This is a genomic window from Oryzisolibacter sp. LB2S (assembly GCF_040732315.1).
In the GTDB taxonomy this organism is placed as follows: Bacteria; Pseudomonadota; Gammaproteobacteria; order Burkholderiales; family Burkholderiaceae_C; genus Alicycliphilus; species Alicycliphilus soli.
In genome coordinates, this window is the sequence record NZ_CP160388.1 from 705,086 (window position 1) to 729,728 (window position 24,643).

A 24,643-nucleotide genomic window follows, 5' to 3' on the forward strand; every position below is an offset into this window, starting at 1 on the left:
CCTCTCAAGGGTGGGACGCGACGGCTGGCACGGACGGCTGATGAACTCCACTGGCGAATCCGGCGAAGGTCACCGCCTGAGCCAGCGCATCGAAGTGCATGGCCGTGTCGCCAAGCAGCCGAGGAAATCGAACATGCGGCTGAGGGACGGTGTGGCCGCCGCCGTGCACGGTCACGAGTCGCACCGGTGGCCCGGATGTGCGGCGCCAGAGCCGGTCTTCGACAACCAAGGACGACGTCGGGGAGGCGGGCCATGCGCCGCCGGGCATGGCGACTTCCTGTGCCTCGGGGCCGGCCAGCCAGCGGGCCGAATCCATTGCAGATCGCACCGATCCGCGGTCGCTACCGAGCAGCACGACGCGCCCGCCTTCGTACGGGTTGATCGGATCCTGCGTCCCGGACACCATCATGATGGGCGCCGCGACCTTGCCGGCTGCGCAGATGAAGTTGTCGTCGGCCGGCACGCTGGCGCCGATCATCACGACCGCGGCCAGATCGTCCGCGCCTTCCAGCGCGAAGCGCAGCGCCATGTGGCCGCCATTGGAGTAGCCGAGCAACGCCGTTCTTCGAGGGGCAATGCCGAGCTCGCGTGTGACGGTGTCGATGACACGCCGCAAGAAGCCGACATCGTCGATGCGCAGCGTCTTTGCCGCAAAGTTGCCCTGCTTTCGGCAGTCGTTCCAGTGACCCTCAACACCGTCGAGGTAGGCCACGGCAAAACCATGGTAATCAGCCAGTGCGTCCAGGCCATGGGCGGTCCAGCGCCGAAACGTCTTGCCGTACTGGCGCGAACCATGCAGCACGACCATGAGCCCGTTGGCGGCCCGCCCGTTCCCAGGCAGATAGAGCTGCCAGGTGCGCAGGCGGTCGCCGTGCTGGGTCGTCCGCTCACGCAACGAGCCGTGGTGTTCTGGCCAGGACAGGGTCTGCGGACGCAACAGCCACCACCAGGCGATGGCAGCAGCCATCAGGGTCACGGCCAAAAGCGTGCCGACCGACAAGAGCACAGGCTTCATTTCCGGGCACATCCGGCCGGCTTGCTCACGTCGCGAAAGCGCAGCATGTCGACGATGCGAGACGAGGCACCGTCGTAGAAGCCGACGGGTGCGCGAGGCAGCGCTGTCTGCGGGTTGCGATACGTTCCGAAGACCATGTCCCACAGGGGCAGGTCGGCGTAGTTGTATGCGTGCACGCCTTGCTGGTGGTGGATGGCGTGACTCTCGGGTCGCTGGATCAGCGCGCCCAGCCAACCGGGCGTGCGGACCCCTGCGTGCTGGAACACGGCGAGAAATGTCAGCACGGCGGTGGCCCAGGCCCCCGCCTCGGGGCTGAGACCGAGCAACGGGTAGAGCACCAGGCTGGACAGCGTGAGGAAGACGAAACCGTCCAGCGGATGCAGGAAGTAGGCACCCCAGGCGTCCAGCCGCTCGGCGCTGTGGTGCATCTGGTGGCCCGACAGCCACAGCCATGTCCATCGGTGTGCGCTGCGGTGGTACCAGTAGTGGAAGAACTCGTAGACCACGACGCCGGTGATGGCACCGAGTGCGGTGCCGAGTGAGGCACCGTCGAGCAGATGAGCGTCGCCCACGATGGCGGCATAGGTCTTGCCGATCAGCAGCGACAAAACGAAGTTGAACGCTGTGATGACCCCTGCTCGTCTGCGCCACTGCCTTGCGCCCGCGTCAGCAGCGGGCGCCCGCAGCCAGTCGAGTAACAGGAACAGGGGAAGGATGCCAATGGTGGCGGTTTCGATCCAGGTCATGACGGCTCTCCGGTGAAGGGACGGCGGCGCTTGCCGACGTGGCTGGCGGACATCGCCAGCCGAGGCCATCAAGTTATCGAGCGGGCGTCCCTGTTTCGTCCCTGAGCCGCGAAGTCGATGATGGCTTGCGTCACCGTTTCGCTGCCGTCAATCCACCACCAGTGGCAGTCGCCATCGAGGGGCTTGAATCGGGCACCACGGATGCCGGCGGCGAGGAACTCGCCCGCCTGAAAGCGCACGGCGCGGTCGCCGCGCCGGTGCATCACCAGCGTGGGGCAGCTCACCCGGTCAAGCAGATCCCGCACGTCGGCGTCACGCAGGCCACCCAGCACGGCGCGCAAGCTTGCGGGTGAGGCCGCATGCCGCAACAGCCGTGCCCACCAGGCCCGTGTCCAGGGATCGTCGGCCACCGATGGCGCGAAGGTCCCGATGTCGGCCGGGCCGCCCCATTGGGCCACCAGCCCGCGCATCCATGCGTCGAAAGCCTCCCGGCGAAGCGCCCATGGATAGTCTGTGTCCTGGCTTCCGCGGGCCATGGCGCCGAACAGGATCAGGCCGTCGACGCGCTCTGGATGGTGGGCGGCCAGATGCACCGCCGCCGGCCCGCCCTCGGACGAGCCGAACAGCCAGGCGCGATCGATGCCGGCGTGATCAAGAATGGCCAGCACGTCGCTCGCGGTGGACTCGACCGTGCTCACCCGACCGAGTCGCTCCGACAGGCCGACGCCGCGGCGATCGAACAGGACGAGACGGAAGTGCCGGGCCAGCTGCAAAAGGCCGTCGCGCACGCCAGGGTGCTCCCATCCGATCTCGATGTGGGACACGAAGCCGGGCATGACAACCAGTGCCTGAGGCCCCTCGCCAACGGTGGTGTAGGCCACCGGCCCGTGACTCGCCGGCGCAAAGCGCACGTCGATCGGGCACGGTCCGGACGAGGAGTCTCGTGGCCGTGCGCCTTCGGGCTCCTCGGCACGCCGGCGCTGCTCCAGGTAGGCCTGCTCGGTTGCGGGGGAAGGCTTGACGCCGAATTCGTCACGCAGCGCTTGCGCACAGCGCATGAACACCGCATCCACACCGGCCGCGTCCCGGGCGTCGGCGGCCAAGGCCATGCGCATCACGTAGCCAGGTTCGGCGTAGGGTTGCACGCACAACAGTCGCTCAGCGGTCTGCTCGGCATCGCCGCGTCGACCCGTGGACCGCTGGTGTTCGGCCAGCCGCAACAGGAGCCGCGCGAGCAGCTGCTCCTGCTCGGTTCGCTGCGTGCGCAGCCAATCGTCGAACGCATCCGAGTCGCAGTCGAGCCCGTCCATCAGGGGCGCGCAGGCGTCCTGTGCGAGTTGTTCCGCTTTGGCATCGAAACGGCCGCGAGCGCTATCGGCGATCAACTCGCGGGCGCGCCGCCGAAACGCCGTGGCATCACAGGACAAGCCCGCCGTGTTCAGCGCCAGGCTGCCTTCCTGCGTATCGAACATTGAGCGCCCACAGACCTCCTCAATCCGGTAGATCAGACGTCGCAGGCGGGTGCGTCCAATGGTGGGCCCGGCCTCGGGCCACAAGAGCGCGGCCAGGTGCTCGCGCGGCAGTGGCCTGCCTTCGATGGCCAGATGACCAAGCAAGGCGTACGCGCGCGTCAGCGACAGCGCCACCGCGGCACCGCCGATGCGGACTTCCGGCACACCCAGAAGCCGCAGTTCCAAGGGTGGGATAGTTGCCCGTTCCATGTCGCGATCCTAAACGCGCTGCGTTTCGGTGCATTGCCGCGCCCGATCGGTCGATGCCATTCATGGCTGCGTCCACGAAGGCAGCACGGCGCAAGTGCGTTCGCTGACGTCGCGCCGCGCTCAGACAGCCATGGCGAACTCGGCCAAGGCCTCGGAGTCGGACCTCGGGCGAGTGTCTTGCGACAGTCCGCGATGGGCCAGGCGACGGGACTGCTGCAGTTGTCCGCCCAGGGCGTCGGCCAGTGCGTTGTCGCCGCAATGCTCGGCGGCGCAACGGGCGGTCAGCAGCAGCAACTCGCGCTGTGCATGACTGCCGCCAACCGCCTGTGCCTGCGGCAGCAAGGGCAGCAGCCGGTCAGCGCAGGCGCGGTATTCACCAGCCACGAAATCGATGAAGGCCCGCTGGGCGGGCAGCACGACGCTGCTCCAAGCGGTTGCCGTGCCGTGCCCCGCTGCTCCCCGACGAATGGCCTCTGCCAGGGCCTGGCTCTGTTCGTCGCTGCCGCTCACGGCCATGCACAAGACTGCATGCAGGTCGGTGAATGCGGTGCGCCCCCAGGTGGGTCGTTGCAGCCAGCGTTCGGCCAATGCGCTCCAGCGCCAGCCCGCGTCCGCGCCCTGGAGGGTTAGTCGCCAGAGCAGCGCGGTGCCGTCCGACAGGTTCATGGCGAGCGATTCCGCCGTGGGCGCGATCGCCTCGTCGTACAAGGCCATCGCGGCGTCGGCACCGTCGTGTTCGAGACGGAACAAGGCCAGGTGCCAGTGGTTGTGAACCGAAAGAATGTTCTGACTCTGCCAGCGTGCGCGTGTCTGCTCCAGCCATCGCAGGCCGGCCTCGGTGCGACCACTCATCTCGTAGACATGCGCGACGGCATGCACAGCCCAGGTGCAGTTGGGTTGGCGCTCCAATGCGTGGCGGCCAAGGGCCTCGGCCTGTCCATATGAGCCGTTCTCTTCGAGACCGAAGGCCAGCATCGCCTGCAGATATGGGTAGCCTGGCTCGTCCTGATCCCATTTCTGCAGCACACGCGCAAGCCGGTCGCGCAACATGGCCGTGCGCCCCAGCATCAGATCGCTCAGGTGGGCCAGCTGGATGGCCAGCATGTCGCGAGGATGGTCGACGACATGGCGATCGAGCGCGCGGTTGCCCGCGTCCATGCCCTCCGTGACCCAGGCCCGCAATGCGCCCTGCAGCGATCGCTCGCGGCCATTCGGCGAGGTGCGGCAGGCTGCGGCCACGTCGAGGCATTGCCCTGCCATGGTCACGAGCATGGGGTCAAAGCTGCCGAGCATCAGGGCGGCGCGTGCGAGATGGCCGGACACGAAGTCCGGGTCTTGCTCGAGTGCCTGGCCGATGACCGCCAGAGGGTCTCGCCGGAATCCGCTGAAGAGTTCGATGGTGCGGTCGTAAGCCGTCACCGAGGACGCATTGGCCGTGGACAAGGCCTGGCCGTACTGATCGTGAAGTGCCATGGGAAACCTCCGTTGGGCACCGATGCGGGATTGCATTCGGTCCGCGCAGCGTAGGCAGCCCTCGTCCCTTGATCGTCCCCTGCGGTCCCAATGGGACAAATGGCCTCGAGACGCGAATGCGAGCCCCACATTCACCAAACCACAGGGGCGTGAGGGCCCAACAGACGAATGCGGAGTGGCGCAGCCATCCCAACGCCAATGACGCATCCAGGCGAGAAACCAAGCGAATCAATGGCTTGGATCTGGCGGCTTGGTGGCGTTCATCGGCGTTGCTCAGCAGGCGCCGCGGGCGGTTCCGTGAGCCCGAGCAGCCGGTCGAGGATATGCCAGTGGTCGTCGTGGAACTGGTCTTCCATGCCCGCCAGGTCTTCCTGCGCCACCCATTGGGCGTGCGCCGCATCGTCGCCGCCGCGTACCTCGGGCAGGGCCTCGTCGCCCAGGTCGAAGAAATAGGCGTGGGTGATGACGCGCCCGCGCTGGCTGCGGCCGGGGTGGTCGAAGACCTGCACGGCGCGCAGCGCGGCGCGCAGGCGCTCCTCGGGCAGGGGGCAGTGGGTTTCCTCGGCCAGCTCGCGCAGGCAGGACTGCCAGAGGGTGTCGCGCGGCTCCACGAAGCCGCCGGGCAGCGCCCACAGGCCCTTGCCGGGCGCGTGGGCGCGGCGGATCAGCAGCACCCGGCCCTGGCAGCGCAGCAGCGCATCGACGGTGACGAACACGGGCGGGTAGGGCGCGCCGGCCCAGCTCTCGCGGTAGGCGCGCAGCATGCGCCATTCCTCCTGCAGGGCGGGGTAGTGCGGGGTGTGGCTGAACTCTTCGAGCCAGTCGCGCGTGGCGGCGGGCAGCTGGTTCGCGAACGGTGCCAGGGCCTGATCGAGCGTGGCGGCGCTGGCGCCGAGGTAGGCGTCGCGTATCGGCGTGGCGTCGATGGCGCCCTGGCGCGGCATGCGGATCAGGTCCCAGCCCGGAAAGGCGCGCAGGTAGCTGCTGGTGTCGTCCTTGAAATGGCCCACCAGGGCGATGCGCGAGCCGGGCGCGGTGGTCTGGGCCACCGCTTGCTGCACGGCCTGCGCCCAGCGCGGCTCGTCGTAGTAGTCGCGCATGGGCAGCACGGTCAGGCGCGCGCGTTCACTCTCGGGCAGGGCGGCACGCAGCAGGGCGGCACGCTCCTGCCAGGTGAAGGGGTTTCTGGGCGTGCGCGCCTGGTGCGCCGAGCCCAGCACGACGATGGCCTGCCGCGCCCGGGCCAGGGCCTCGCGCAGCAGGGCCAGATGGCCGTTGTGTACCGGCTGAAAGCGCCCTATGAGGACGGCGGCGTCGTGCATGGGGGCGCCGGCTTTTCAGAGCCCCGCCGCTGCACGCAGGGCGGCCGCCTTGTTGGTGCGCTCCCAGGTGAACTCGGGCTCCTCGCGGCCGAAGTGGCCGTAGGCGGCGGTCTTGGCGTAGATCGGGCGCAGCAGGTCCAGCATCTGGATGATGCCCTTGGGGCGCAGGTCGAAGTGCTCGCGCACCAGCTCGGCGATCTTGTCGTCGGCGATCACGCCCGTGCCCTCGGTATAGACGGTGACGTTCATGGGCCGCGCCACGCCGATGGCGTAGGCCACCTGCACCTGGCATTGGCGCGCCAGGCCGGCGGCGACGATGTTCTTGGCCACGTAGCGCGCGGCGTAGGCGGCGCTGCGGTCGACCTTGGTCGGATCCTTGCCGGAGAACGCCCCGCCACCGTGCGGGCAGGCGCCGCCGTAGGTGTCGACGATGATCTTGCGCCCCGTGAGGCCGCAGTCACCCTGCGGGCCGCCGACGACGAAGCGGCCCGTGGGGTTGATCAGGTACTTGGTGTCCTTGAGCCACTCGGCGGGCAGCACGGGCTTGATGATCTCCTCGATGATGGCCTCGGTGAAGCTGGCCTTCATCTTGGTGGCGCTCTCGCTCTGGTCGGGGCTGTGCTGGGTGGACAGCACCACGGTGTCGATCGAGTGCGGCTTGCCGTCGACATAGCGCATGGTCACCTGGCTCTTGGCGTCGGGGCGCAGGAAGGGCAGGCGGCCGTCCTTGCGCAACTGGGCCTGGCGCTCGACCAGGCGGTGCGCGTAGTGGATGGGCGCGGGCATGAGCTCGGGCGTCTCGTCGCAGGCGTAGCCGAACATCAGGCCCTGGTCGCCGGCGCCGGTGTTCAGGTGGTCGTCGCTCGCGTGGTCCACGCCCTGGGCGATGTCGTTGCTCTGCTTGTCATAGGCCACGAGCACGGCACAGCCCTTGTAATCGATGCCGTAGTCGGTGTTGTCGTAGCCGATGCGGCGGATGGTGTCGCGCGCCACCTGGATGTAGTCCACATGGGCGTTGGTGGTGATCTCGCCGGCGAGCACGACGAGGCCGGTGTTGGTCAGCGTCTCGGCCGCGACGCGCGAGCGCGGATCCTGTTCGAGGATGGCATCGAGGATGGCATCGGAGATCTGGTCCGCCACCTTGTCGGGATGGCCTTCAGAGACCGATTCGGAAGTGAAGAGGAAGTCGTTCGCCATTTGAAAATAAACTCCGGTGTTTGCAGCATTTGGGCGTTGCCCATAGCTTTTCGGAGCCCTGTGGCGAACGCTTTAGCAGTTGTGTTTAACGTCGCCCTGCAAGTTGCTCATTTAACTCGGCGACCCCGTCATTCTAATGCCTTCGCTTTTTCGCCTGTTTTCTGCACTGCCGTTGTGGTTGCTCCATGCCATCGGCGCGGTGCTGGGGTGGGTGGCGTTCCTTGCGTCGCCCACCTACAGGCGGCGCTTCGTGGCCAATGCCGCGCGTGCCGGCTATGCGTTCTGTCAGGTGCGCCCGGCCGTCGCGCACGCCGGGCGTATGGTGGCCGAGGCTCCGCGCCTGTGGCTCGCGTCCGAGACGCCCGCATGTGAAATTCGCGGCGCCGACTGTGTGGAGCGGGCCTGGGCCGCGGGCCGCGGCATCGTGTTCCTCACGCCGCATGTCGGCTGCTTCGAGATGTCGGTGCAGGCCGCCGCGGGGCGCTGGGCGCCGCAGCACGGCCCCATCACCATCCTGTACCGCCCGGCGCGCCAGCGCTGGCTGGCCGAGCTCATGCGCACGGCGCGCAACCGCCCGGGCATTGCGGCCGTGCCGACCACGTTGCAGGGTGTGCGCCAGATGATCAAGGCCCTGCGCGCGGGCCGCGCCGTGGGTCTGTTGCCCGACCAGGTGCCGCCCCAGGGCCAGGGCCTGTGGTCGCCGTTCTTCGGGGCGCAGGCCTACACCATGACGCTGGCCGCGCGCCTGGTGCAGCAGACGGGCGCGGCCGTTGTCCTGGCGCGCTGCGAGCGTCTGCCGCGCGGCAGCGGCTATCGGCTGCACCTGCAGGACTTGCCCGAGCCGCTCGCGCCTACACTCGACGCCGCCGTGCTGCAGATCAATCAAGCCATGGAACAACTCATTCGCCAAAGCCCCGAGCAATACCTGTGGGGCTACGCACGCTACAAGCAACCGCGCACCGAGGCGCACACCAGCGCCGCGCCGGCCGACGAGGGCCGGGCATGACGACGCGCGTGGCCGTCGCATTCATGGGGCTGCTCGCGCGGCTGCCGCTGTCCTGGCTGCGGGCGCTGGGCTGGCTCATAGGCCGGCTGCTGTTCGTGCTCGCCGCGCCGCGGCGCAAGGTGGCGCTGCGCAACCTGGAGCTGTGCTTTCCCGACGTGCCCGAGGCCCAGCGCCGCGCCTGGGCGCGCGAGAGCTTTGTCGTGTTCTGCCAGACGTTTCTGGATCGCAGCTGGCTGTGGTCGGGCTCGGAGGCGCTGGTGCGCTCGCGTGTGAAGCTCACGGGCGCCGTGCACGAGCTGGACGGCGACACGCCCACCATCGTCTTCGCTCCGCATTTCTACAGCATGGATGCGGGCGGCCTGGCGCTGCCGCTCAATACCGCGCGTGAGTTCACGTCCATCTTCGCCACCAACCCCGACCCGGCGCTCGATGCCTGGTTCATGGCCGGGCGCCAGCGCTTTGGCAATGTGCGCATGCTCAACCGCGCCGACGGCGTCAAGCCCATCATCGCCTGCCTGCGCAAGGGCGGGCTGCTGTACCTGCTGCCGGACATGGACTATGGCCGCAACGACTCGGTCTTCGTGCCCTTTTTCGCCATGCCCGAGGTGGCCACGATCCCGTCACTGTCGCGCTTTGCGCGCCTGGGCCGGGCCAAGGTCGTGGCGCTGTACAGCCGCATGACCCCCGAAGGCTATGAGGCGGTGCTGACGCCGGCCTGGGAGAACTTTCCCACCGAGGATCATGTGGCGGACACCGCGCGCATGAACCGCGAGCTCGAGGCCGCCATCCGCACCATGCCCGCGCAGTACTACTGGGTGCACAAGCGCTTCAAGACGCGGCCCGAGGGGCAGGAATCGGTTTATTGATGTTTTTGGCCTCCAGCGCTTGATAGGCAAGCGTCAGTAGCTAGCATTTTCATTGCACAGGTAGCGAACCTATTGACCCCGTCATCCCCGCGCAAGCGGGGATCCAAAGCGGTGACGAGGCAACTGCTTGTGTAGCGCCTGGATCCCCGCTTGCGCGGGGATGACGGAGGGTTTTGCAAGCACCGCGTGCAATCAACAGGTCTCGCTACTTGAGCCGTTCTTACGGCAAATCGGGTGCGGGTGCGGGTGCGGCGTCGGCGGCTTCGGCCAGCGGGGGATGCGCCCATTGCCACAGCAGCTGCGCCACATCCTCCACGCCCTGGCGCTTGAGGGCCGAGAACATGCGCACCTCGCCGCCGCCGGCGTTGAGTCGGGTGATGGACAGGGCCCTGGCCTGCTCCGAGCGCGTGAGCTTGTCGGCCTTGGTGAGCAGCACCAGGAACTTGAGGCCCTGCTCGACACGCGGACGCACGATCTCGAGCAGCGCCTCGTCGAGCTCGGTGAGCCCCAGGCGCGGGTCGCACAGCAGCACGATGCCTGTGAGGCCCTGGCGGCTCACCAGGTAGTTGGCCATGACCTGCTGCCAGCGCTGCTTGTCCGAGCGCGAGACGGCCGCGTAGCCGTAGCCGGGCAGGTCGGCCAGCACGGCGTCGGTGGCGCCCTGCTTGCCCAGGGCGAACAGGTTGATGTGCTGGGTGCGCCCCGGTTTCTTGGAGGCAAAGGCCAGCTGTCGCTGCTGCGTGAGGGTGTTGATGCAGGTGGACTTGCCGGCGTTGGAGCGGCCGACGAAGGCGATCTCGGGCACGTCGATGGCGGGCAGCTGGTGCAGTTGGGCTGCGGTGGTCAGAAAGCGCGCGGTGTGCATCCATCCCAGGGCCGCCTTGGCGTCGGGCAGGGTGCCGGTCACGGCCGCGGCAGTGGGTGGCTTGGTGGGCATAGTTTGATGTATTCGAACTGGAACAATTCGGGGCGCATTGTAGAATCGCGGGGTTTTGCGCATATAAGACAAGAACCCTCGATATGAAGTTGCTCGCCTCCCTGTTCACGGCTGCCGCGCTGGCAGCTTCCGCCGTTACCTCCTTCGCGCAGCAGGCGCCCGCCAAGCCCGACCTGGCCAAGGGCGAGGCCAGCTACGCGGCGGTGTGCGCCGCCTGCCACGCGGCGGACGGCAATTCCACCATCGCGGCCAACCCGTCGCTGGCGCAGCAGCATCCGGAATATCTGGTCAAGCAGCTGCAGGAGTTCAAGTCGGGTAAGCGTGCCGACGCCGTCATGCAGGGCATGGCCGCCATGCTGAGCGACGACGACATGCGCAACGTGGCCGCCTGGCTGGCCTCGCAAAAGGCCAAGGAAGGCTTTGCCAAGGACAAGGATCTGGTCGCCCTGGGCGAGCGCATCTACCGCGGCGGCATCCAGGATCGCAAGATCGCCGCCTGCGCGGGTTGCCACAGCCCCAACGGCGCGGGCATCCCCTCGCAATACCCGCGTCTGTCGGGTCAGCATGCGGACTACACCGTCAAGCAGCTCACGGACTTCCGCGACGGCAAGCGCGGCAACAACATCCAGATGCGCGACGTGGCCGCCAAGCTCAACGACCGCGAGATCAAGGCCGTGTCCGACTACATTGCCGGGTTGCGTTGATACATATCAAGGCCGTAGGGGTGCTGGGCGGCGTGCAGGGAACCTTGCGCCGATAATCGCACCCAAGGCTGGGCGGGCACATCTGAACGGGTGGCCCGCCTTTTTCACATCCGGGCTTTCGCTTCTTCATGTCTGACACCTCCCAGCGCCATGGCCATGCGCCGCGCTCGCCCGCCACGCGCTCGCTGACCGAGCTGCTGGCGTCCATGCGCTTTGCGATCGCGCTCCTGACGGTGATCTGCATCGCCTCGGTCATAGGCACCGTGCTCAAGCAGCATGAGCCGGTGAACAACTACGTGAACCAGTTCGGGCCGTTCTGGGCCGAGCTGTTTCTCGCGCTCAAGCTCAATGCCGTCTACAGCGCCTGGTGGTTTCTGCTGATCCTGGGCTTTCTGGTGGTGAGCACCTCGCTGTGCATTGCGCGCCACGCGCCCAAGTACCTGGCCGATCTGCGCAACTACAAGGAGAACATCCGCGAGCAAAGCCTGCAGGCCTTTCACCACAAGACCAGCGCCCATCTGGACGGGGAGGGCACCGAGGCCGCGGCGCAGCGCATCGGCCGCCAGCTCGTCTCGGGTGGCTGGAAGGTGCGCCTGCAAAGGCGCCAGACGCCGGCCGGCGATGGCTGGATGGTGGCGGCCAAGGCCGGAGCGGCCAACAAGCTCGGCTACATCGCCGCGCACAGCGCCATCGTGCTCGTGTGCCTGGGGGGCTTGCTCGATGGCGACCTCATGGTGCGCGCGCAGATGTGGTTTGGCGGCAAGACGCCGTTTTCGGGCGGCGGCTTCATTGCCGACGTCAAGCCCGAGCATCGCCTGTCGGCCAGCAATCCCACTTTCCGCGGCAACCTGGTGGTGACCGAGGGCAAGACCGCCGCCACGGCCATATTGAGCCAGTCCGACGGCATCCTGCTGCAGGAGCTGCCGTTTGCCGTGGAGCTCAAGAAATTCGTCGTCGAGCATTACTCCACGGGCATGCCCAAGCTGTTTGCCAGCGACATCGTGATCCATGACTTGGCCACGGGCCAGACCACGCCGGCGCGGGTGGAGGTCAACCATCCGGTGAGCTACGGCGGGGTGCAGATCTACCAGTCGAGCTTTGACGACGGCGGCTCCGAGGTCAAGCTCCATGCGCTGCCGCTGGTGCCCGGCGGCACGCCGTTCGACGTGGAGGGCGTGATCGGCGGCTCCACCGAACTCAAGAACGCGGTCACCGGCGAGGCCATGACGCTGGAGTTCACGGGCCTGCGCGTGCTCAACGTCGAGAACTTCGGCGACGACGGCAGCGGCTCGGGCGTGGACGTGCGCAAGGTGGACCTGCGCAGCTCGATCGAGTCGCGCCTGGGTGCGGGCAACAAGACCGTGACCAAGCGCGAGCTGCGCAACGTCGGCCCGAGTGTGAGCTACAAGCTGCGCGACGCCTCCGGCCAGGCGCGCGAGTACAACAACTTCATGCTGCCCGTGGACACGGGCGATGGCCAGCCCGTGTTCATGCTGGGCGTGCGCGAATCGCAGGCCGAGCCCATGCGCTACCTGCGCGTGCCCGTCGATGCCGAGGGCCGCATGGACGGCTTTGTGCGCCTGCGCCAGGCGCTCGGCGACCCGGCGCTGCGCGAGCTGGCCGTGCGCCGCTATGCGGCCCAGGCCGTGGACCCGGCCCGCAGCGATCTGGCCGAGCAGCTGGCGCAGTCCGCGGGGCGTGCGCTGGCCCTGTTTGCGGGCGACGCGCCCGCACCGGGCACGGCGGCGCTGGAGAAGGTGGCCGCCGTCAACGGTCGCCCGCTCGCGGGCCTGCCGGCGATCTCGGAGTTCATGGAGGCCAATGTGCCCGCGGGCGAGCGCGAGCGCGCCGCCGAGGTGCTCATGCGCATCATGAACGGCGCGCTGTTCGAGCTCGCGCAGATCACGCGCGAGCGCGCGCAGCTGCCGCCGCTGCCGCGCGACGAGAAGACCCAGGCCTTCATGACGCAGGCCGTGCTCTCGCTCAGCGACTCCCAGGCCTATCCGGCGCCGCTGGTGTTCGAGCTGGCCGACTTCAAGCAGATTCAGGCCAGCGTCTTCGAGGTCGCCCGAGCCCCTGGCAAGAACGTGGTGTATCTGGGCTGCGCGCTGCTGATCCTCGGCGTTTTTGCCATGCTCTACGTGCGCGACCGGCGCCTGTGGGTCTGGCTGGCGCCGGGCGGCGACGGCGCGCAGGCAACGATGGCGCTGTCGGCCAACCGCAAGACGCTGGACACGGACCGCGAATTCGCACAGCTACGCACCCAGCTACTGGGTGCCAGCCAACCCCCCGATGGAGGTCAACCATGAACACCGCCACCACGACGCTGACCCTGAACGAAGGCTACTTCGCGCGCCGCAACTGGCTGGACTGGCTGTTTGCGCTGGTGACGGTGGTCGGCGGCCTGTACACGCTGCAGCGCTACGGCAGCGCCATGGACATGTATGAGAAGGGCATTCTGCTCGCCAGCATCCCGGGCGCCATCTGGCTGGGCTGGTTCTGGCGGCCGCTGCGCATCCTGATGCTGGCCGTCGCCGCCTGCTCGCTGCTGGCCATAGGCCTGTACCAGAACAATGGCGTGGGCGACCTCACGCGCTCCGAGACGGTGTTCGGCCTCAAGTACTTCCTGTCGAGCCAGTCCGCCATTCTGTGGATGAGCATGCTGTTCTTCATGAGCACGGTGTTCTACTGGGTCGGCATGTTCTCGCGCGGCCAGGGCCAGACCATGATGCGCATAGGCTCGCGCATCGCCTGGGTGGCCGTGGCCCTGGCGCTGATCGGCACCATGGTGCGCTGGTACGAGAGCTACCAGATCGGCCCCGACATCGGCCATGTGCCGGTGAGCAACCTCTACGAGGTGTTCGTCATGTTCTGCTGGATGACGGCCCTGTTCTACCTCTACTACGAGCAGCAGTATCAGACGCGCGCGCTCGGCGGCTTTGTGATGCTGGTGGTGAGCGCCGCCGTGGGCTTTCTGCTGTGGTACACGGTGGTGCGCGAGGCGCACGAGATCCAGCCCCTGGTGCCGGCCCTCAACAGCTGGTGGATGAAGCTGCATGTGCCCGCCAACTTCATCGGCTACGGCACGTTTGCGCTCTCGGCCATGGTGGCGTTCGCCTACCTCATCAAGCAGCAGGCGCAGGAGACGCGCTGGTACAAGCTCGCGCCGCTGTGGCTGCTGGGCGTGGTGCTGTGTTTCGAGCCCATCGTCTTCCGCCAGGGGGCGACCGAGGGCGGCAGCGCCTACTGGATGGTGTATTTCGGCATCTCGGCGCTGATCGTGGCCGGCATTCTGCTCGCGCGCCGGCGCATCGCCGAGGGCCTGCCCGCGCTGCAGGTGCTTGACGACGTGATGTACAAGTCCATCGCCGTGGGCTTTGCCTTCTTCACCATCGCCACCGTGCTCGGCGCGCTCTGGGCGGCCGAGGCCTGGGGCGGCTACTGGAGCTGGGACCCCAAGGAAACCTGGGCACTCATCGTCTGGCTCAACTACGCGGCCTGGCTGCACATGCGCCTCATGAAGGGGTTGCGCGGCACCATGTCGGCCTGGTGGGCGCTGGTCGGCCTGGTCGTCACGACCTTTGCCTTCCTCGGCGTGAACATGTTCCTGAGCGGGCTGCACAGCTACGGTGCGCTGTAAAAATGTGAGCTGCTGCCGTATGTTCTGTGGAACTTTGACGGTGTATTGAGTTTCAGAGTGCCAACTGGCATGCGCTGGCAGCTATTGTTTTTGCGGCCGGCAGCCGTTTTGGAGGCATTCCATGCACATTCCCAACCGCCACAACGGCTTCGATCACCCGCGCGCGAGCGAGATCACGCCGCGCCCCGTCTATGAAGAGCGCCGCGCCCTGCTGCGTCTGCTGGCCGCGGGTGCCGGTGGGGCGGCACTTGCCGCTTGGGCCGGGCGCGAGGCGCTGGCCCAGCAGGGCCGCCCGGGCAGGCTGGCTGCGCTGCCCGGTGCGCGCTCTGCCGTCGCGGGCGCCGTGACCATGGAAAAGCTCACGGACTACAAGGACGCGAGCAGCTACAACAACTACTACGAGTTCGGCACCGACAAGTCCGACCCCGCGCGCAACGCCCATACCCTGAAGACGCGGCCCTGGACGGTGGAGGTCGAGGGTCTGGTCGCGAGGCCCCGGCGCTTCGACATCGACGAGCTGCTGAAACTGAGCCCGCAGGAGGATCGCATCTACCGCCTGCGCTGCGTGGAGGGCTGGTCCATGGTCATTCCCTGGGTGGGCTATTCGCTGGCTGAGCTGATCCGCCGCGTGCAGCCCCTGGGCAGCGCCAAATATGTGGAGTTCGTCACCCTGGCCGACAAGTCCGTCATGCCTGGCGTGGGCAGCCGCATCCTCGACTGGCCCTACACCGAGGGCCTGCGCCTGGACGAAGCCATGCACCCGCTGACCCTGCTGGCCTTTGGCATGTATGGCGAGGTGCTGCCGGGCCAGAATGGCGCGCCGGTGCGCATCGTCGTGCCCTGGAAGTACGGCTTCAAGAGCGCCAAGAGCATCGTCAAGATCCGCTTCACGGAGCACGAGCCGGCGACCGCCTGGAACAAGGCCGCGCGCAACGAGTACGGCTTCTACTCCAACGTCAACCCCGACGTCGATCACCCGCGCTGGAGCCAGGCGACGGAACGTCGCATCGGCGAGGGCGGGCTGTTTGCCAAGCGGCGCAAGACCGAGCTGTTCAACGGCTACGAGACCCAGGTCGGCCAGCTCTACGCCGGCATGGACCTGCGCAAGAACTACTGATAAAGAACGACGGATGTCCACCCGCGGCCCCCTGCACGCCGTCGCCATGCACGCCGTGGCCAAGCCCGTGCTGCACCTGCTGTGCCTGCTGCCCCTGGCCTGGCTGGTGTATGCCGCGGCCGCGGATGGCCTGGGTGCCAATCCGGCCGAGGCGCTGATCCGATCCCTGGGCGACTGGACGCTGCGCCTCTTGTGCCTGACGCTGGCCGTCACCCCGCTGCGCGTGCTGCTCGGCCTGCCCGCGCTGGCGCGCTTTCGACGCATGCTGGGCGTCTACGCCTTTGTCTATGCCGCGCTGCACCTGCTGGCCTACGCCTGGTTCGACATGGGGCTCGATGCGGGTGAGATCGCGCGCGACGTGGCCAAGCGCCCCTTCATCCTGGTGGGCATGTGCGCGTTCACGCTGATGCTGGCGCTGGCCGCGACCTCGTTCAACCGCGCCATACGCTGGCTGGGCGGGCGCCGTTGGCAGCGGCTGCACCGCAGCGTGTATCTGATCGCGCTGCTGGCGCTGCTGCATTTCTTCTGGATGCGCGCCGGAAAGAACGACTTTGCCGAGGTCTTTGTCTACGCGGCCATCGTCGCCGTGCTGCTGCTGGCACGGGTGGTGCTGTTCCTCGGGCACAGGCTGCAGGTAGGAAAGCTATCAACAAGATAGCTGCCGACGCTTGTGGAATCTGCCTTGTAGGCCGATTTGGCTTTAAGTCTCAGGCGCGATGCGTCAGCGGCTCGAGGCGGCCCGTGGGCAGCTGGTAGGCGCGGTCGTCGAACAGGTCTATGCCGCAGGCGAGCCCGTCGAGCCAGTCGAAGAAGTCATTGATGGCCCGCTTGCCCATGATGGGCGCGCCATGCTGTGGGGCGATCAGCGCGATGTCCAGCCCGCGCGCCATGCGCGTCCACAGCCGCAGGATCTTGTTGGAGACCATGTAGCGGCGGTGAAAGCCCTCCATGCGTGGGATGTGTGCGGCGAGGTCGGTGACGGGCACGCGCGCCTCGGGGCCCGTTGTCATGGAGACGCCCAGATCCCCGGAAAACAGGATGCGACTGACCGGGTCGTAGAAGTGGAAATTGCCCTCGGAATGCATGAAGTGCGCGGGCAGCAGCACCAGTTCGCTCTGCCCCAGCGGCAGGTGGCCGCCGGCGTCCGGCACGGCGAGGATGCGGTTCTCGGTCTTGCCGACCTTGGTGAAATGCGGGGCGAAACGCTCCCACACGCGTGAGATGACCAGCGTGGCCCGGGTGCTGGTGAGCCAACGGTCGAGCGAGGCAATGATGTCCGGATCGGCATGCGAGGCCAGCAGATACGACAGCTTGTGCGGCGGGAAATGCTGGGACATGCCCATGAACAGCTCGTTGAAGGCCAGGTTGCCGCCCGGGTCGAGGATGGCGCCCGTGCCGTTGTCGACGATCAGGAACTGGTTGGCCTGCACGGCCTGGCCATCCTCCTCGATCAGGTCGGTGAACATCAGGCAGGCATGGCGCTTGTCGCGGTACAGCTCTAACGGCGTGAGGGGCATGCGAACGGAGGAGAACAAAAACGGCGCAATGGTAATTGCGCCGGAAGGGTCATTGCTTGATGTTTATCAAGTAAAAATATGTATCACAACGCAGATGGCGACGGGCGTCACGGCAACAGCCTTTCGCTGCGGTAGATGTCGCTCACGCCCTCGCGCGCGCGGATCACATGTGCGGCGGCACCGTCGACCAGCACCTCGGCCGGACGTGGCCGGGTGTTGTAGGTGCTGCCCATGGAGCTGCAGTACGCGCCCGTGGACAGCACGGCCAGCAGGTCGCCCGGGGCCACGGCCAGACTGCGCTCGCGTCCGAGCCAGTCGCCGCTCTCGCAGATCGGGCCGACCACGTCATACATCTGCTGCGGCGCCTGCGCTTCGGCCTGGAGCGGGACGATGTCGTGATAGGCCTGATACATCGCCGGGCGGGGCAGGTCGTTCATGGCGGCGTCGACGATGCAGAAGTTCTTCTGCTCGCCGGGCTTGAGGTACAGCACCTCGGTCAGGCACACGCCCGCATTGCCCACCAGGGAACGGCCGGGCTCGATCATGATCTGGCGATCGCCGTAGCCGCGCGCATCGAGCTTGGCCAGCAGCTTGGCCCACAGCACATCGGCCGCGGGCGGCGTGTCGCCGTTGTAGTCGATGCCCAGGCCGCCGCCAAAGTCGATGTGGTGGATGGCAACGCCCGCAGCCTCGATGGCGGCGACCAGGTCCAGCAGGCGGTCCATGGCGTCGAGGTAGGGTGTCTCCTCGGTGATCTGCGAGCCAATGTGGCAATCGATGCCGACCACGCGCAGGCCCGGCAGGGCGGCGGCGCGGCGGTAGATGTCCACCGTGCGCTCGTGGGCAATGCCGAACTTGTTGTCCTTGAGGCCGGTGGAGATGTAGGGATGGGTCTTGGCGTCCACGTCGGGATTCACGCGGATGCTCACCGGGGCGCGCAGGCCCATGGACTGGGCGACGTCGCTGAGCACCTCGAGCTCGGCCTCACTCTCGACGTTGAAACAGCCGATGCCGGCCTCGAGCGCCTGGCGCATCTCTGCGCGGGTCTTGCCCACGCCCGAAAAGATGACCTTGGCCGGATCACCGCCCGCGGCGATCACGCGCGAGAGCTCGCCGCCCGAGACGATGTCAAAGCCGCAGCCGTGGCGCGCAAACAGCTGCAGCACGGCCAGCGAGGAGTTGGCCTTCATCGCGTAGCAGATCTGCACCTTGCGCCCGGCAAAGCCGCGCTGGTAGGCGGCAAGCGCCTGCAGCATGGATGCCTTCGAATAGACATACAGCGGAGTGCCGTGCTCCTGCGCCAGATCCGACAGGCGGCGGTCTTCGAGATAAAGGGCTTGATCGCGGTAATGCAGCTGAGGGTGGCCGGGCAGGGGGCGGGAGGTCATGGACGGGATGATGGTGCGGTAGAGGGTGTGGCGGGCGCAGGCGCGCGCGTGGCGGCCGGGTTGAGCGTCTCGGGAAGGGTGGCGCGCTGCGCTGCCGCGGGTTCCGTCGGCAGATACAGCGGGCCGCGCTGCCCGCAGCCCATGGCTGCCACGCTCAGTGCAAGGGGAATGGTCCTGACTAGAATTTGGCGGGCTCTCAACATACGCAAATTGTAATGACCGACCTGGAATTCATGGACCGCGCCGAACAACTGCTGCTCGCCGTGGAGCAGGGCTGCGACCGCATCAACGACGCCACCGATGCGGATCTGGACAACCAGCGCTCGGGCGGCATGGTCACCATCATGTTTGCCAACCGCAGCCAGATCGTGATCAATCTGCAGCGGCCTCTGCATGAGGTCTGGATGGCTGCGCAGTCCGGCGGCTATCACTATCGCTTTGACGGCACACGCTGGGTGGACACCAAGGGGGGTGAGGAGTTCTTCGCGGCGCTGAGCCGTGACGCCAGCCGTCAGGCCGGCATGGCGCTGCGGTTCACGGCATGAGGGGTGGCCCCTGGCGGGGCCTTTTCATGTCGAGGGAGGGCGTCGGCTCATGATCCCCCTGCGCCTCTTGGTTGGCGAGCTGCTCAGTTGCGAAACAGATCCAGGATGCGGTTGCGCTCCTCAGGGGCTGGGGCCACGGTGGGATCAGCGGGCGCGGCCGCATCCATGCCGAGGCTGGCCACGCCGGCGCTGTGCGCGTACTCGTCGTAGAACCATTCGCCGCTCACATTGACCACGCCGGGAGGCACGGTGGGTTCGGCCACGGGCACGCCCTTGAGCGCCTTGTCCATGAAGCTGATCCAGATCGGCAGTGCCAGGCCACCGCCCGTTTCGCGGCTGCCCAGGTTGCGCGGTTGGTCGTAGCCAATCCACGTCACGGCGGACAGCGTGGGCTGGAATCCCGCAAACCATGCATCGACGGAGTCGTTCGTCGTGCCCGTCTTGCCGTACAGGTCGGGGCGCCTGAGCGTGGCCTGCGCGCGTGCGGCCGTGCCGCTGCGCGCCACCTCCTGCAGCAGGCTGTCCATGATGAAGGCGTTGCGCGCGTCGATGGCGCGCGGGTTGCTGGATACGGGCGGGGGTTCGAACTGCGACAGGATGCGCCCCTTCTGGTCGGTCACCCGCGTGATCAGATATGGGTTGATGCGATAGCCGCCATTGGCAAACACGGCATACGCCGTCGCCATCTGCAGCGGCGTCACCGAACCCGCCCCCAGTGCCATGGTCAGATAGGGCGGGTGCTTGTCGGCGTCGAAGCCGAAGCGGCTCACCCATTCCTGTGCAGTCTTGGGACCCACGGCCTGGAGCACGCGGATGGAGATCATGTTCTTGGATTTGGCCAGGCCTCTGCGCAGCGTCATCGGGCCGTCGTACTTGCCGTCGTAGTTCTTGGGCTCCCACGGCTGGGCGCCGGTGGCGCCGGCACTGAAGAAGATCGGCGCGTCGTTGACGACGGTGGCGGGCGAGAAGCCCTTGTCGAGCGCGGCCGAATAGATGAAAGGCTTGAAGGCCGAGCCGGGCTGGCGCCAGGCCTGGGTGACATGGTTGAACTTGTTCTTGTCGAAGTCGAACCCACCCACCAGGGCGCGTATCGCACCCGTGCGCGGATCGACGGCCACGAACGCCCCCTCGACCTCGGGCAGCTGGGTGATTTCCCAGGTCTTCTTAGGCGTCTGCACCACGCGTATCACGGCGCCGCGACGCAGCTTGATGTTGGGCGGAGCCTTGGGGCTCAGGCCCGACTGGGCCGGCTTGAGGCCGTCGCCCGTGATCTCTATTTCTTCGCCGTCGGCGCGAGCGGCCAGGATCCGCTTGGGAGTCACGTCCAGCACGACGGCCGCGAGCACGTCGCCGTTGTCCGGATGGCTGGCCAGCGCATCGTCGATGGCATCCTCGACCTCGGCCGGATTGGTGGGCAGGGTCACGAAGCGCTCCGGTCCGCGGAAATGCTGGCGCCGTTCGTAGTCCATGATGCCCTTGCGCAGTGCCGTATAGGCGGCCTCCTGCTCGCCCGCGTTCAGCGTGGTGTAGACGTTCAGGCCACGCGTGTAGGCCTCGGCGCCATACTGGGCAAAGATGAGCTGGCGTGCCATCTCTGCCACATATTCGGCGTGGATGTGGGTGTTGCCCGTGGATGAGCGCAGTTTCAGGTCTTCCCGCTTGGCGGTCTCGGCCTGCTCGGCGGTGATGAAGCCGTTGTCCAGCATGCGCTCGATGATGTAGAGCTGGCGGATGCGGGCACGCTTGGGGTTGCTGATGGGGTTGAAGGCCGAAGGGGCCTTGGGCAGGCCGGCCAGCATGGCGGCCTCGGCGACGGTGATGGACTTCAGGGGCTTGCCGAAATAGGCCTCGGAAGCGGCCGCAAACCCGTAGGCGCGATTGCCCAAGTAGATCTGGTTCATGTAGATCTCGAGGATCTGGTCCTTGGTCAGCAGATGCTCGAGCTTGAACGTCAGCAGGATCTCATAGATCTTTCGCGTGAAGGTCTTCTCCGAAGTCAGATACACGTTGCGCGCCACCTGCATGGTGATGGTGGACGCGCCCTGACTCTTGGCGCGCCCCAGATTGGCCAGTGCGGCACGCAGCACGCCCTTGTAGTCCACGCCGCCATGTTCGAAGAAGCGCGCGTCCTCGATGGCCAGCACGGCGTTGGTCATCACGGCCGGAATCTCGGCAATCGGGGTCAGGTTGCGGCGCTCCTCGCCGAACTCGCCCAGCAGGGCGCCCTCGGTGGAATAAATGCGCAGCGGCAGCTTGGGCCGGTAGTCGGCCAGCTCGGACACGTCCGGCAGATTGGGGTAGGCCATGGCCAGGCCTATGCCCACGACCAGCACCGCAGCCAGCACCCCGGCCGCGCCAAGGCCCACGAGCCAGGCCACGGCACGCAGCAGCCAGCGCAGCCAGCGCGGCGAATGCGAATGGCGGGGGGCCTTGGGGGTGGGGGAGGATTCCTGTGAATGCGGCATAGGGCTCAATCGGCAAGCAACTCCGCATTATAAAAATGCGGCATTTACCCATTTCTGGTGACGTGAGATGGGCTGCTCCGCCAGGACCGCCCCGAGTTTGCCGACAACGCTTCGGCCAGCTAGCTGTCGTTTCCCAAGAGGTTGTTCACCCGAGGTGAAGGAAGATGGCGGTTCTCACGCCAACCAGCTTTCTTCAGGACTCCCCGGATGAACATCCACAAGAATGCCTCATTGACGCCCAAAGGGCGAGCACACTTGATGCAAGAGATCGATCGCATTGGCCTGATGCCGGCGGCCGCGGCCGCCGGCATCAGCACGCACACGGCCCGCAAGTGGCTACGTCGCTACGCGGCCGAGGGCGCTGCCGGTCTGATCGATCGTAGCTCGCGGCCCCGGCGCAGCCCCCGACGCAGCCTGGCGAGCAAGCTCGAGCGTGCCGTGGCGCTGCGACGAATCCAGCGATTGACCTATGAGCGCATTGCCGAGCGCGTGGGCTTGTCGCGCAGCACGGTGGCGCGTGCCTGCAAGGCTGCCGGCGTTACCCATCTGCCTGCCCTGCAGCAGGCGGTGCCTGTGCGGCGCTACGAGCGCGCAGCGCCTGGTGAGCTGCTGCATCTGGACACCAAGAAACTCGCTCGTTTCGACAGACCGGGGCACCGCGTCACGGGTGACCGCACCCAGAACACGCCACATGCGGGCTGGCAAGCGCTGCATGTGGCCATCGACGATCACTCGCGTGTGGGCTTCAGCCTGGTGCTGGCCGATGAGACGGCCAAGAGTGCGTGCACCTTCGTGCTGGCGGCGCTGCGCTACTACAAGAGCCTGGGCGTGAAGATCGAGCAGGTGATGACGGACAACGGCTCGGCCTACAACTCGCGCCGCTTTGCCAAACTGCTGCGCCGCCTGGGCATCCGGCATATCCGCACCCGCCCGTACACGCCACGCACCAACGGCAAGGCTGAGCGCTTCATCCAGACTCTGCTGCGCGAATGGGCCTATGCGTTCGTCTATCCCAGCTCAGAGCTGCGCGCCCGTGAGTTGGCTCCTTGGATGTACCACTACAACTTCAACCGGCCACACTCTGCTACTTCCGGCAAACCGCCCATCACACGCCTCGGCTTCGATGGAAACAACGTGGTGAGAAACTACAGCTAGCACATGAATCGTCAGCTTTTGACAACGTGAGAGCTGTATCAAACCCGTAAATTTCTTTGCCGGTGTAGGTGCATACTGATAGTATTCATCTGAAGTGTTAAGTTTTGTTGCTACAAGCTGCAAGTTGCGGGGAGGGAACCGTGATCTCCATGGGGTCATTACTCAGTCGCCAGCCGGCCCCGTTGCTTGGGGTCGACATCAGTTCATCAAGCGTCAAGCTCGTGGAGCTCGGGCGGGACAAGGCAGGAGCCTTGGTTCTCGAGTGCTGCGCCATGGAGCAGCTCGAGCGCGGGTGGATCACTGACGGCAATATCGAAAAATTCGACGAGGTCGCCGAGGCCTTGCGCCGTGTGGTGAAGAAGAGCGGAACCCGCACGCGGAACGTGGCGCTGGCTCTGCCGCCCTCCGCGGTCATTACCAAACGCATCAGCCTGCCCGGTGGCATGACCGAGCAGGAGCTGGAGGTGCAGGTCGAGTCCGAGGCCAATCAGTACATACCCTTCTCGCTGGATGAGGTCAGTCTGGACTTCTGCGTGGTGGGTCCCAGCAAGAACGGATCCGGCGATGTCGACGTGCTGATCGCCGCGTCGCGCAAGGAAAAGGTCCAGGACCGTCAGGGCCTGGCCGAGGCGGCAGGCCTCAAGCCCGTGATCGTGGACATCGAGTCCCATGCCGCACGCCTTGCCGCGGGGCGCCTCATAGAGGCCTTGCCCCATCGCGGCGTGGATTCCGTCGTGGCCTTGTTCGAGGTGGGGGCGCTGACCACCAGCATGCAGGTGATCCGCAACGACGACGTGCTCTACGAACGCGACCAGGCATTTGGCGGTGCGCAGCTGACGCAGCTCATCGTGCGCCAATACGGGTTCTCGCAGGAAGAGGCGGAGAACAAGAAGCGCAACAACGATCTGCCCGAGGACTATCAGTCCGCGGTGTTGACCCCGTTCGTCGACAGCCTGGCGCAGGAGATTGGGCGCGCGCTGCAGTTCTTCTTCACCAGCACGCCCTACCACCGGGTCGATCACATCATGCTCGCGGGCGGCTCGGCGCCGCTGCATGGCCTGACCCAGGCCGTCACCGAGACCACCGGCTTCGCCTGCAGCATCATCAATCCGTTCGAGGGCATGGACGTGGGCGGCGCAGTGCGTCTGAGGAAGATGGCGCGCGAGGCGCCCTCCTACCTGACTTCCTGTGGACTGGCGATGCGGAGGTTTCTGCAGTGATTCTGATCAACCTGCTCCCCCACCGCGAGGCGGCGCGCAAACGCCGGCGCGAGCTTTTTCAGGCCACCATGCTGGCATCGGCGCTGCTGGGACTGGCCATCGCCGGAGCCATCTACTGGTGGTTCCAGATGAAGATCTCCGATCAGCAGGACCGAAACAACTATCTGCGTGGCGAGATCAAGGTACTGGAAACCCAGATCAAGGAGATCGCCACCATCGAAGAGGAAATCGCGGCCCTGCAGGCGCGCCAGAAGGCCGTGGAGGACCTGCAGTCCGACCGCAACCTGCCGGTGCACCTGCTCAATGAACTCGTCCAGCAGCTGCCCGATGGTGTCTATGTCACCAGCCTCAAACAGACCGATCAGGTGGTCGCCATGCAGGGCATGGCCCAGTCCAATGAGAGGGTGTCCGAAATGCTGCGAAACCTGAGCAACAACACGCCCTGGCTGGCCAAGCCCGAACTGGTGGAAATCATCGCCGCCAACATGTCCTTGTCGCCCAAGGATCAGCGTCGCGTGGCCTCGTTCAATCTGCGGTTTCGCCTCGTGCGCAGCTCCGACATGCAGGCGGCGACAGGCGCGGCTGCGCAAGCGGCGGCAGGGAAATAGC

General features: G+C 66.6%; 22 protein-coding genes. 11 read left to right on the forward strand and 11 right to left on the reverse strand.

Annotated elements, in window-relative coordinates:
- Nucleotides 1–4: 4 nt before the first annotated feature.
- The 6 genes from ABUE11_RS03305 to metK form a co-directional block, all read right to left on the reverse strand.
- Nucleotides 5–1,015, reverse strand: coding sequence for a polyhydroxybutyrate depolymerase (locus ABUE11_RS03305; RefSeq protein WP_367067663.1), 1,011 nt, complete (start codon nt 1,013–1,015; stop codon nt 5–7).
- Nucleotides 1,012–1,761 (reverse strand): sterol desaturase family protein, encoded by a 750-nt coding sequence (locus ABUE11_RS03310; RefSeq protein WP_367067664.1) that lies wholly within the window; start codon nt 1,759–1,761, stop codon nt 1,012–1,014. The genes ABUE11_RS03305 and ABUE11_RS03310 overlap by 4 nt, the downstream gene beginning before the upstream one ends.
- A gap of 68 nt (nt 1,762–1,829) precedes the next feature.
- Entirely contained in the window at nt 1,830–3,482 is a 1,653-nt protein-coding gene (locus ABUE11_RS03315; protein ID WP_367067665.1) for an alpha/beta fold hydrolase, read from the reverse strand.
- 120 nt (nt 3,483–3,602) lie between these two features.
- The gene (locus ABUE11_RS03320) at nt 3,603–4,955 is read right to left on the reverse strand and encodes a tetratricopeptide repeat protein (protein WP_367067666.1); all 1,353 of its coding nucleotides are present in this window, start codon (nt 4,953–4,955) and stop codon (nt 3,603–3,605) included.
- A gap of 260 nt (nt 4,956–5,215) precedes the next feature.
- Entirely contained in the window at nt 5,216–6,277 is a 1,062-nt protein-coding gene (locus ABUE11_RS03325; RefSeq protein WP_367067667.1) for a bifunctional nicotinamide-nucleotide adenylyltransferase/Nudix hydroxylase, read from the reverse strand.
- A gap of 15 nt (nt 6,278–6,292) precedes the next feature.
- Nucleotides 6,293–7,474: a methionine adenosyltransferase gene (metK, locus tag ABUE11_RS03330; protein ID WP_367067668.1), complete on the reverse strand. Its 1,182-nt coding sequence runs from the start codon at nt 7,472–7,474 to the stop codon at nt 6,293–6,295.
- 136 nt (nt 7,475–7,610) lie between these two features.
- Between metK and ABUE11_RS03335 the strand changes: the two genes are divergently transcribed.
- Together ABUE11_RS03335 and ABUE11_RS03340 are read left to right on the forward strand one after the other, a co-directional pair.
- A complete protein-coding gene (locus ABUE11_RS03335) occupies nt 7,611–8,480 on the forward strand; it encodes a lysophospholipid acyltransferase family protein (RefSeq protein WP_367067669.1) in 870 nt (289 codons plus the stop codon).
- Nucleotides 8,477–9,346, forward strand: coding sequence for a lipid A biosynthesis acyltransferase (locus ABUE11_RS03340; protein ID WP_367067670.1), 870 nt, complete (start codon nt 8,477–8,479; stop codon nt 9,344–9,346). Before ABUE11_RS03335 ends, ABUE11_RS03340 begins: the two co-directional genes overlap by 4 nt.
- Before the next feature lie 220 nt (nt 9,347–9,566).
- Here the strand turns inward: ABUE11_RS03340 and yihA are convergent, their stop codons facing one another.
- Nucleotides 9,567–10,283, reverse strand: a complete 717-nt coding sequence (gene yihA, locus ABUE11_RS03345; protein ID WP_367067671.1) for a ribosome biogenesis GTP-binding protein YihA/YsxC — start codon at nt 10,281–10,283, stop codon at nt 9,567–9,569.
- Nucleotides 10,284–10,366: 83 nt separating this feature from the next.
- On the opposite strand from yihA, the gene ABUE11_RS03350 reads away from it, so the two are divergent.
- From ABUE11_RS03350 to ABUE11_RS03370, 5 genes are all read left to right on the forward strand, one after another.
- Entirely contained in the window at nt 10,367–10,987 is a 621-nt protein-coding gene (locus ABUE11_RS03350) for a c-type cytochrome (RefSeq protein ID WP_367067672.1), read from the forward strand.
- 128 nt (nt 10,988–11,115) lie between these two features.
- Entirely contained in the window at nt 11,116–13,296 is a 2,181-nt protein-coding gene (locus tag ABUE11_RS03355) for a cytochrome c biogenesis protein ResB (protein ID WP_367067673.1), read from the forward strand.
- Nucleotides 13,293–14,627, forward strand: a complete 1,335-nt coding sequence (ccsB, locus tag ABUE11_RS03360; protein WP_367067674.1) for a c-type cytochrome biogenesis protein CcsB — start codon at nt 13,293–13,295, stop codon at nt 14,625–14,627. Before ABUE11_RS03355 ends, ccsB begins: the two co-directional genes overlap by 4 nt.
- 121 nt (nt 14,628–14,748) lie before the next feature.
- Nucleotides 14,749–15,744, forward strand: coding sequence for a protein-methionine-sulfoxide reductase catalytic subunit MsrP (gene msrP / locus ABUE11_RS03365; RefSeq protein ID WP_367067675.1), 996 nt, complete (start codon nt 14,749–14,751; stop codon nt 15,742–15,744).
- A 13-nt stretch (nt 15,745–15,757) separates the two neighbouring features.
- Nucleotides 15,758–16,402, forward strand: a complete 645-nt coding sequence (locus tag ABUE11_RS03370) for a protein-methionine-sulfoxide reductase heme-binding subunit MsrQ (protein ID WP_367067676.1) — start codon at nt 15,758–15,760, stop codon at nt 16,400–16,402.
- A 49-nt stretch (nt 16,403–16,451) separates the two neighbouring features.
- Here the strand turns inward: ABUE11_RS03370 and ABUE11_RS03375 are convergent, their stop codons facing one another.
- The 3 genes from ABUE11_RS03375 to ABUE11_RS03385 all read right to left on the reverse strand — a co-directional run bounded on the left by ABUE11_RS03375 (nt 16,452) and on the right by ABUE11_RS03385 (nt 18,852).
- On the reverse strand, nt 16,452–17,261 hold the full coding sequence (locus tag ABUE11_RS03375; RefSeq protein ID WP_367067677.1) for an MBL fold metallo-hydrolase: 810 nt from the start codon (nt 17,259–17,261) through the stop codon (nt 16,452–16,454).
- Between the two features lie 107 nt (nt 17,262–17,368).
- On the reverse strand, nt 17,369–18,649 hold the full coding sequence (lysA, locus tag ABUE11_RS03380; protein WP_367067678.1) for a diaminopimelate decarboxylase: 1,281 nt from the start codon (nt 18,647–18,649) through the stop codon (nt 17,369–17,371).
- On the reverse strand, nt 18,646–18,852 hold the full coding sequence (locus tag ABUE11_RS03385) for a lipoprotein (RefSeq protein WP_367067679.1): 207 nt from the start codon (nt 18,850–18,852) through the stop codon (nt 18,646–18,648). The genes lysA and ABUE11_RS03385 overlap by 4 nt, the downstream gene beginning before the upstream one ends.
- 12 nt (nt 18,853–18,864) lie before the next feature.
- Here ABUE11_RS03385 and cyaY point away from each other — a divergent pair, with 12 nt between their 5' ends.
- The gene (gene cyaY, locus ABUE11_RS03390; RefSeq protein ID WP_367067680.1) at nt 18,865–19,194 is read left to right on the forward strand and encodes an iron donor protein CyaY; all 330 of its coding nucleotides are present in this window, start codon (nt 18,865–18,867) and stop codon (nt 19,192–19,194) included.
- 83 nt (nt 19,195–19,277) lie between these two features.
- On the opposite strand, the gene ABUE11_RS03395 is transcribed toward cyaY, so the two are convergent.
- Nucleotides 19,278–21,659 carry a penicillin-binding protein 1A gene (locus tag ABUE11_RS03395; RefSeq protein WP_367067681.1) on the reverse strand — a complete coding sequence of 794 codons (2,382 nt, stop codon included), beginning with the start codon at nt 21,657–21,659 and terminating at the stop codon, nt 19,278–19,280.
- Between the two features lie 207 nt (nt 21,660–21,866).
- Between ABUE11_RS03395 and ABUE11_RS03400 the strand changes: the two genes are divergently transcribed.
- The 3 genes from ABUE11_RS03400 to ABUE11_RS03410 all read left to right on the forward strand — a co-directional run bounded on the left by ABUE11_RS03400 (nt 21,867) and on the right by ABUE11_RS03410 (nt 24,642).
- Nucleotides 21,867–22,814, forward strand: a complete 948-nt coding sequence (locus tag ABUE11_RS03400) for an IS481 family transposase (protein WP_367067682.1) — start codon at nt 21,867–21,869, stop codon at nt 22,812–22,814.
- Nucleotides 22,815–22,954: 140 nt separating this feature from the next.
- Complete coding sequence (locus ABUE11_RS03405) at nt 22,955–24,034, forward strand: pilus assembly protein PilM (protein WP_367067683.1); 1,080 nt, start codon at nt 22,955–22,957, stop codon at nt 24,032–24,034.
- On the forward strand, nt 24,031–24,642 hold the full coding sequence (locus ABUE11_RS03410) for a PilN domain-containing protein (protein WP_367067684.1): 612 nt from the start codon (nt 24,031–24,033) through the stop codon (nt 24,640–24,642). Before ABUE11_RS03405 ends, ABUE11_RS03410 begins: the two co-directional genes overlap by 4 nt.
- The last annotated feature ends 1 nt before the right edge of the window (nt 24,643 follow it).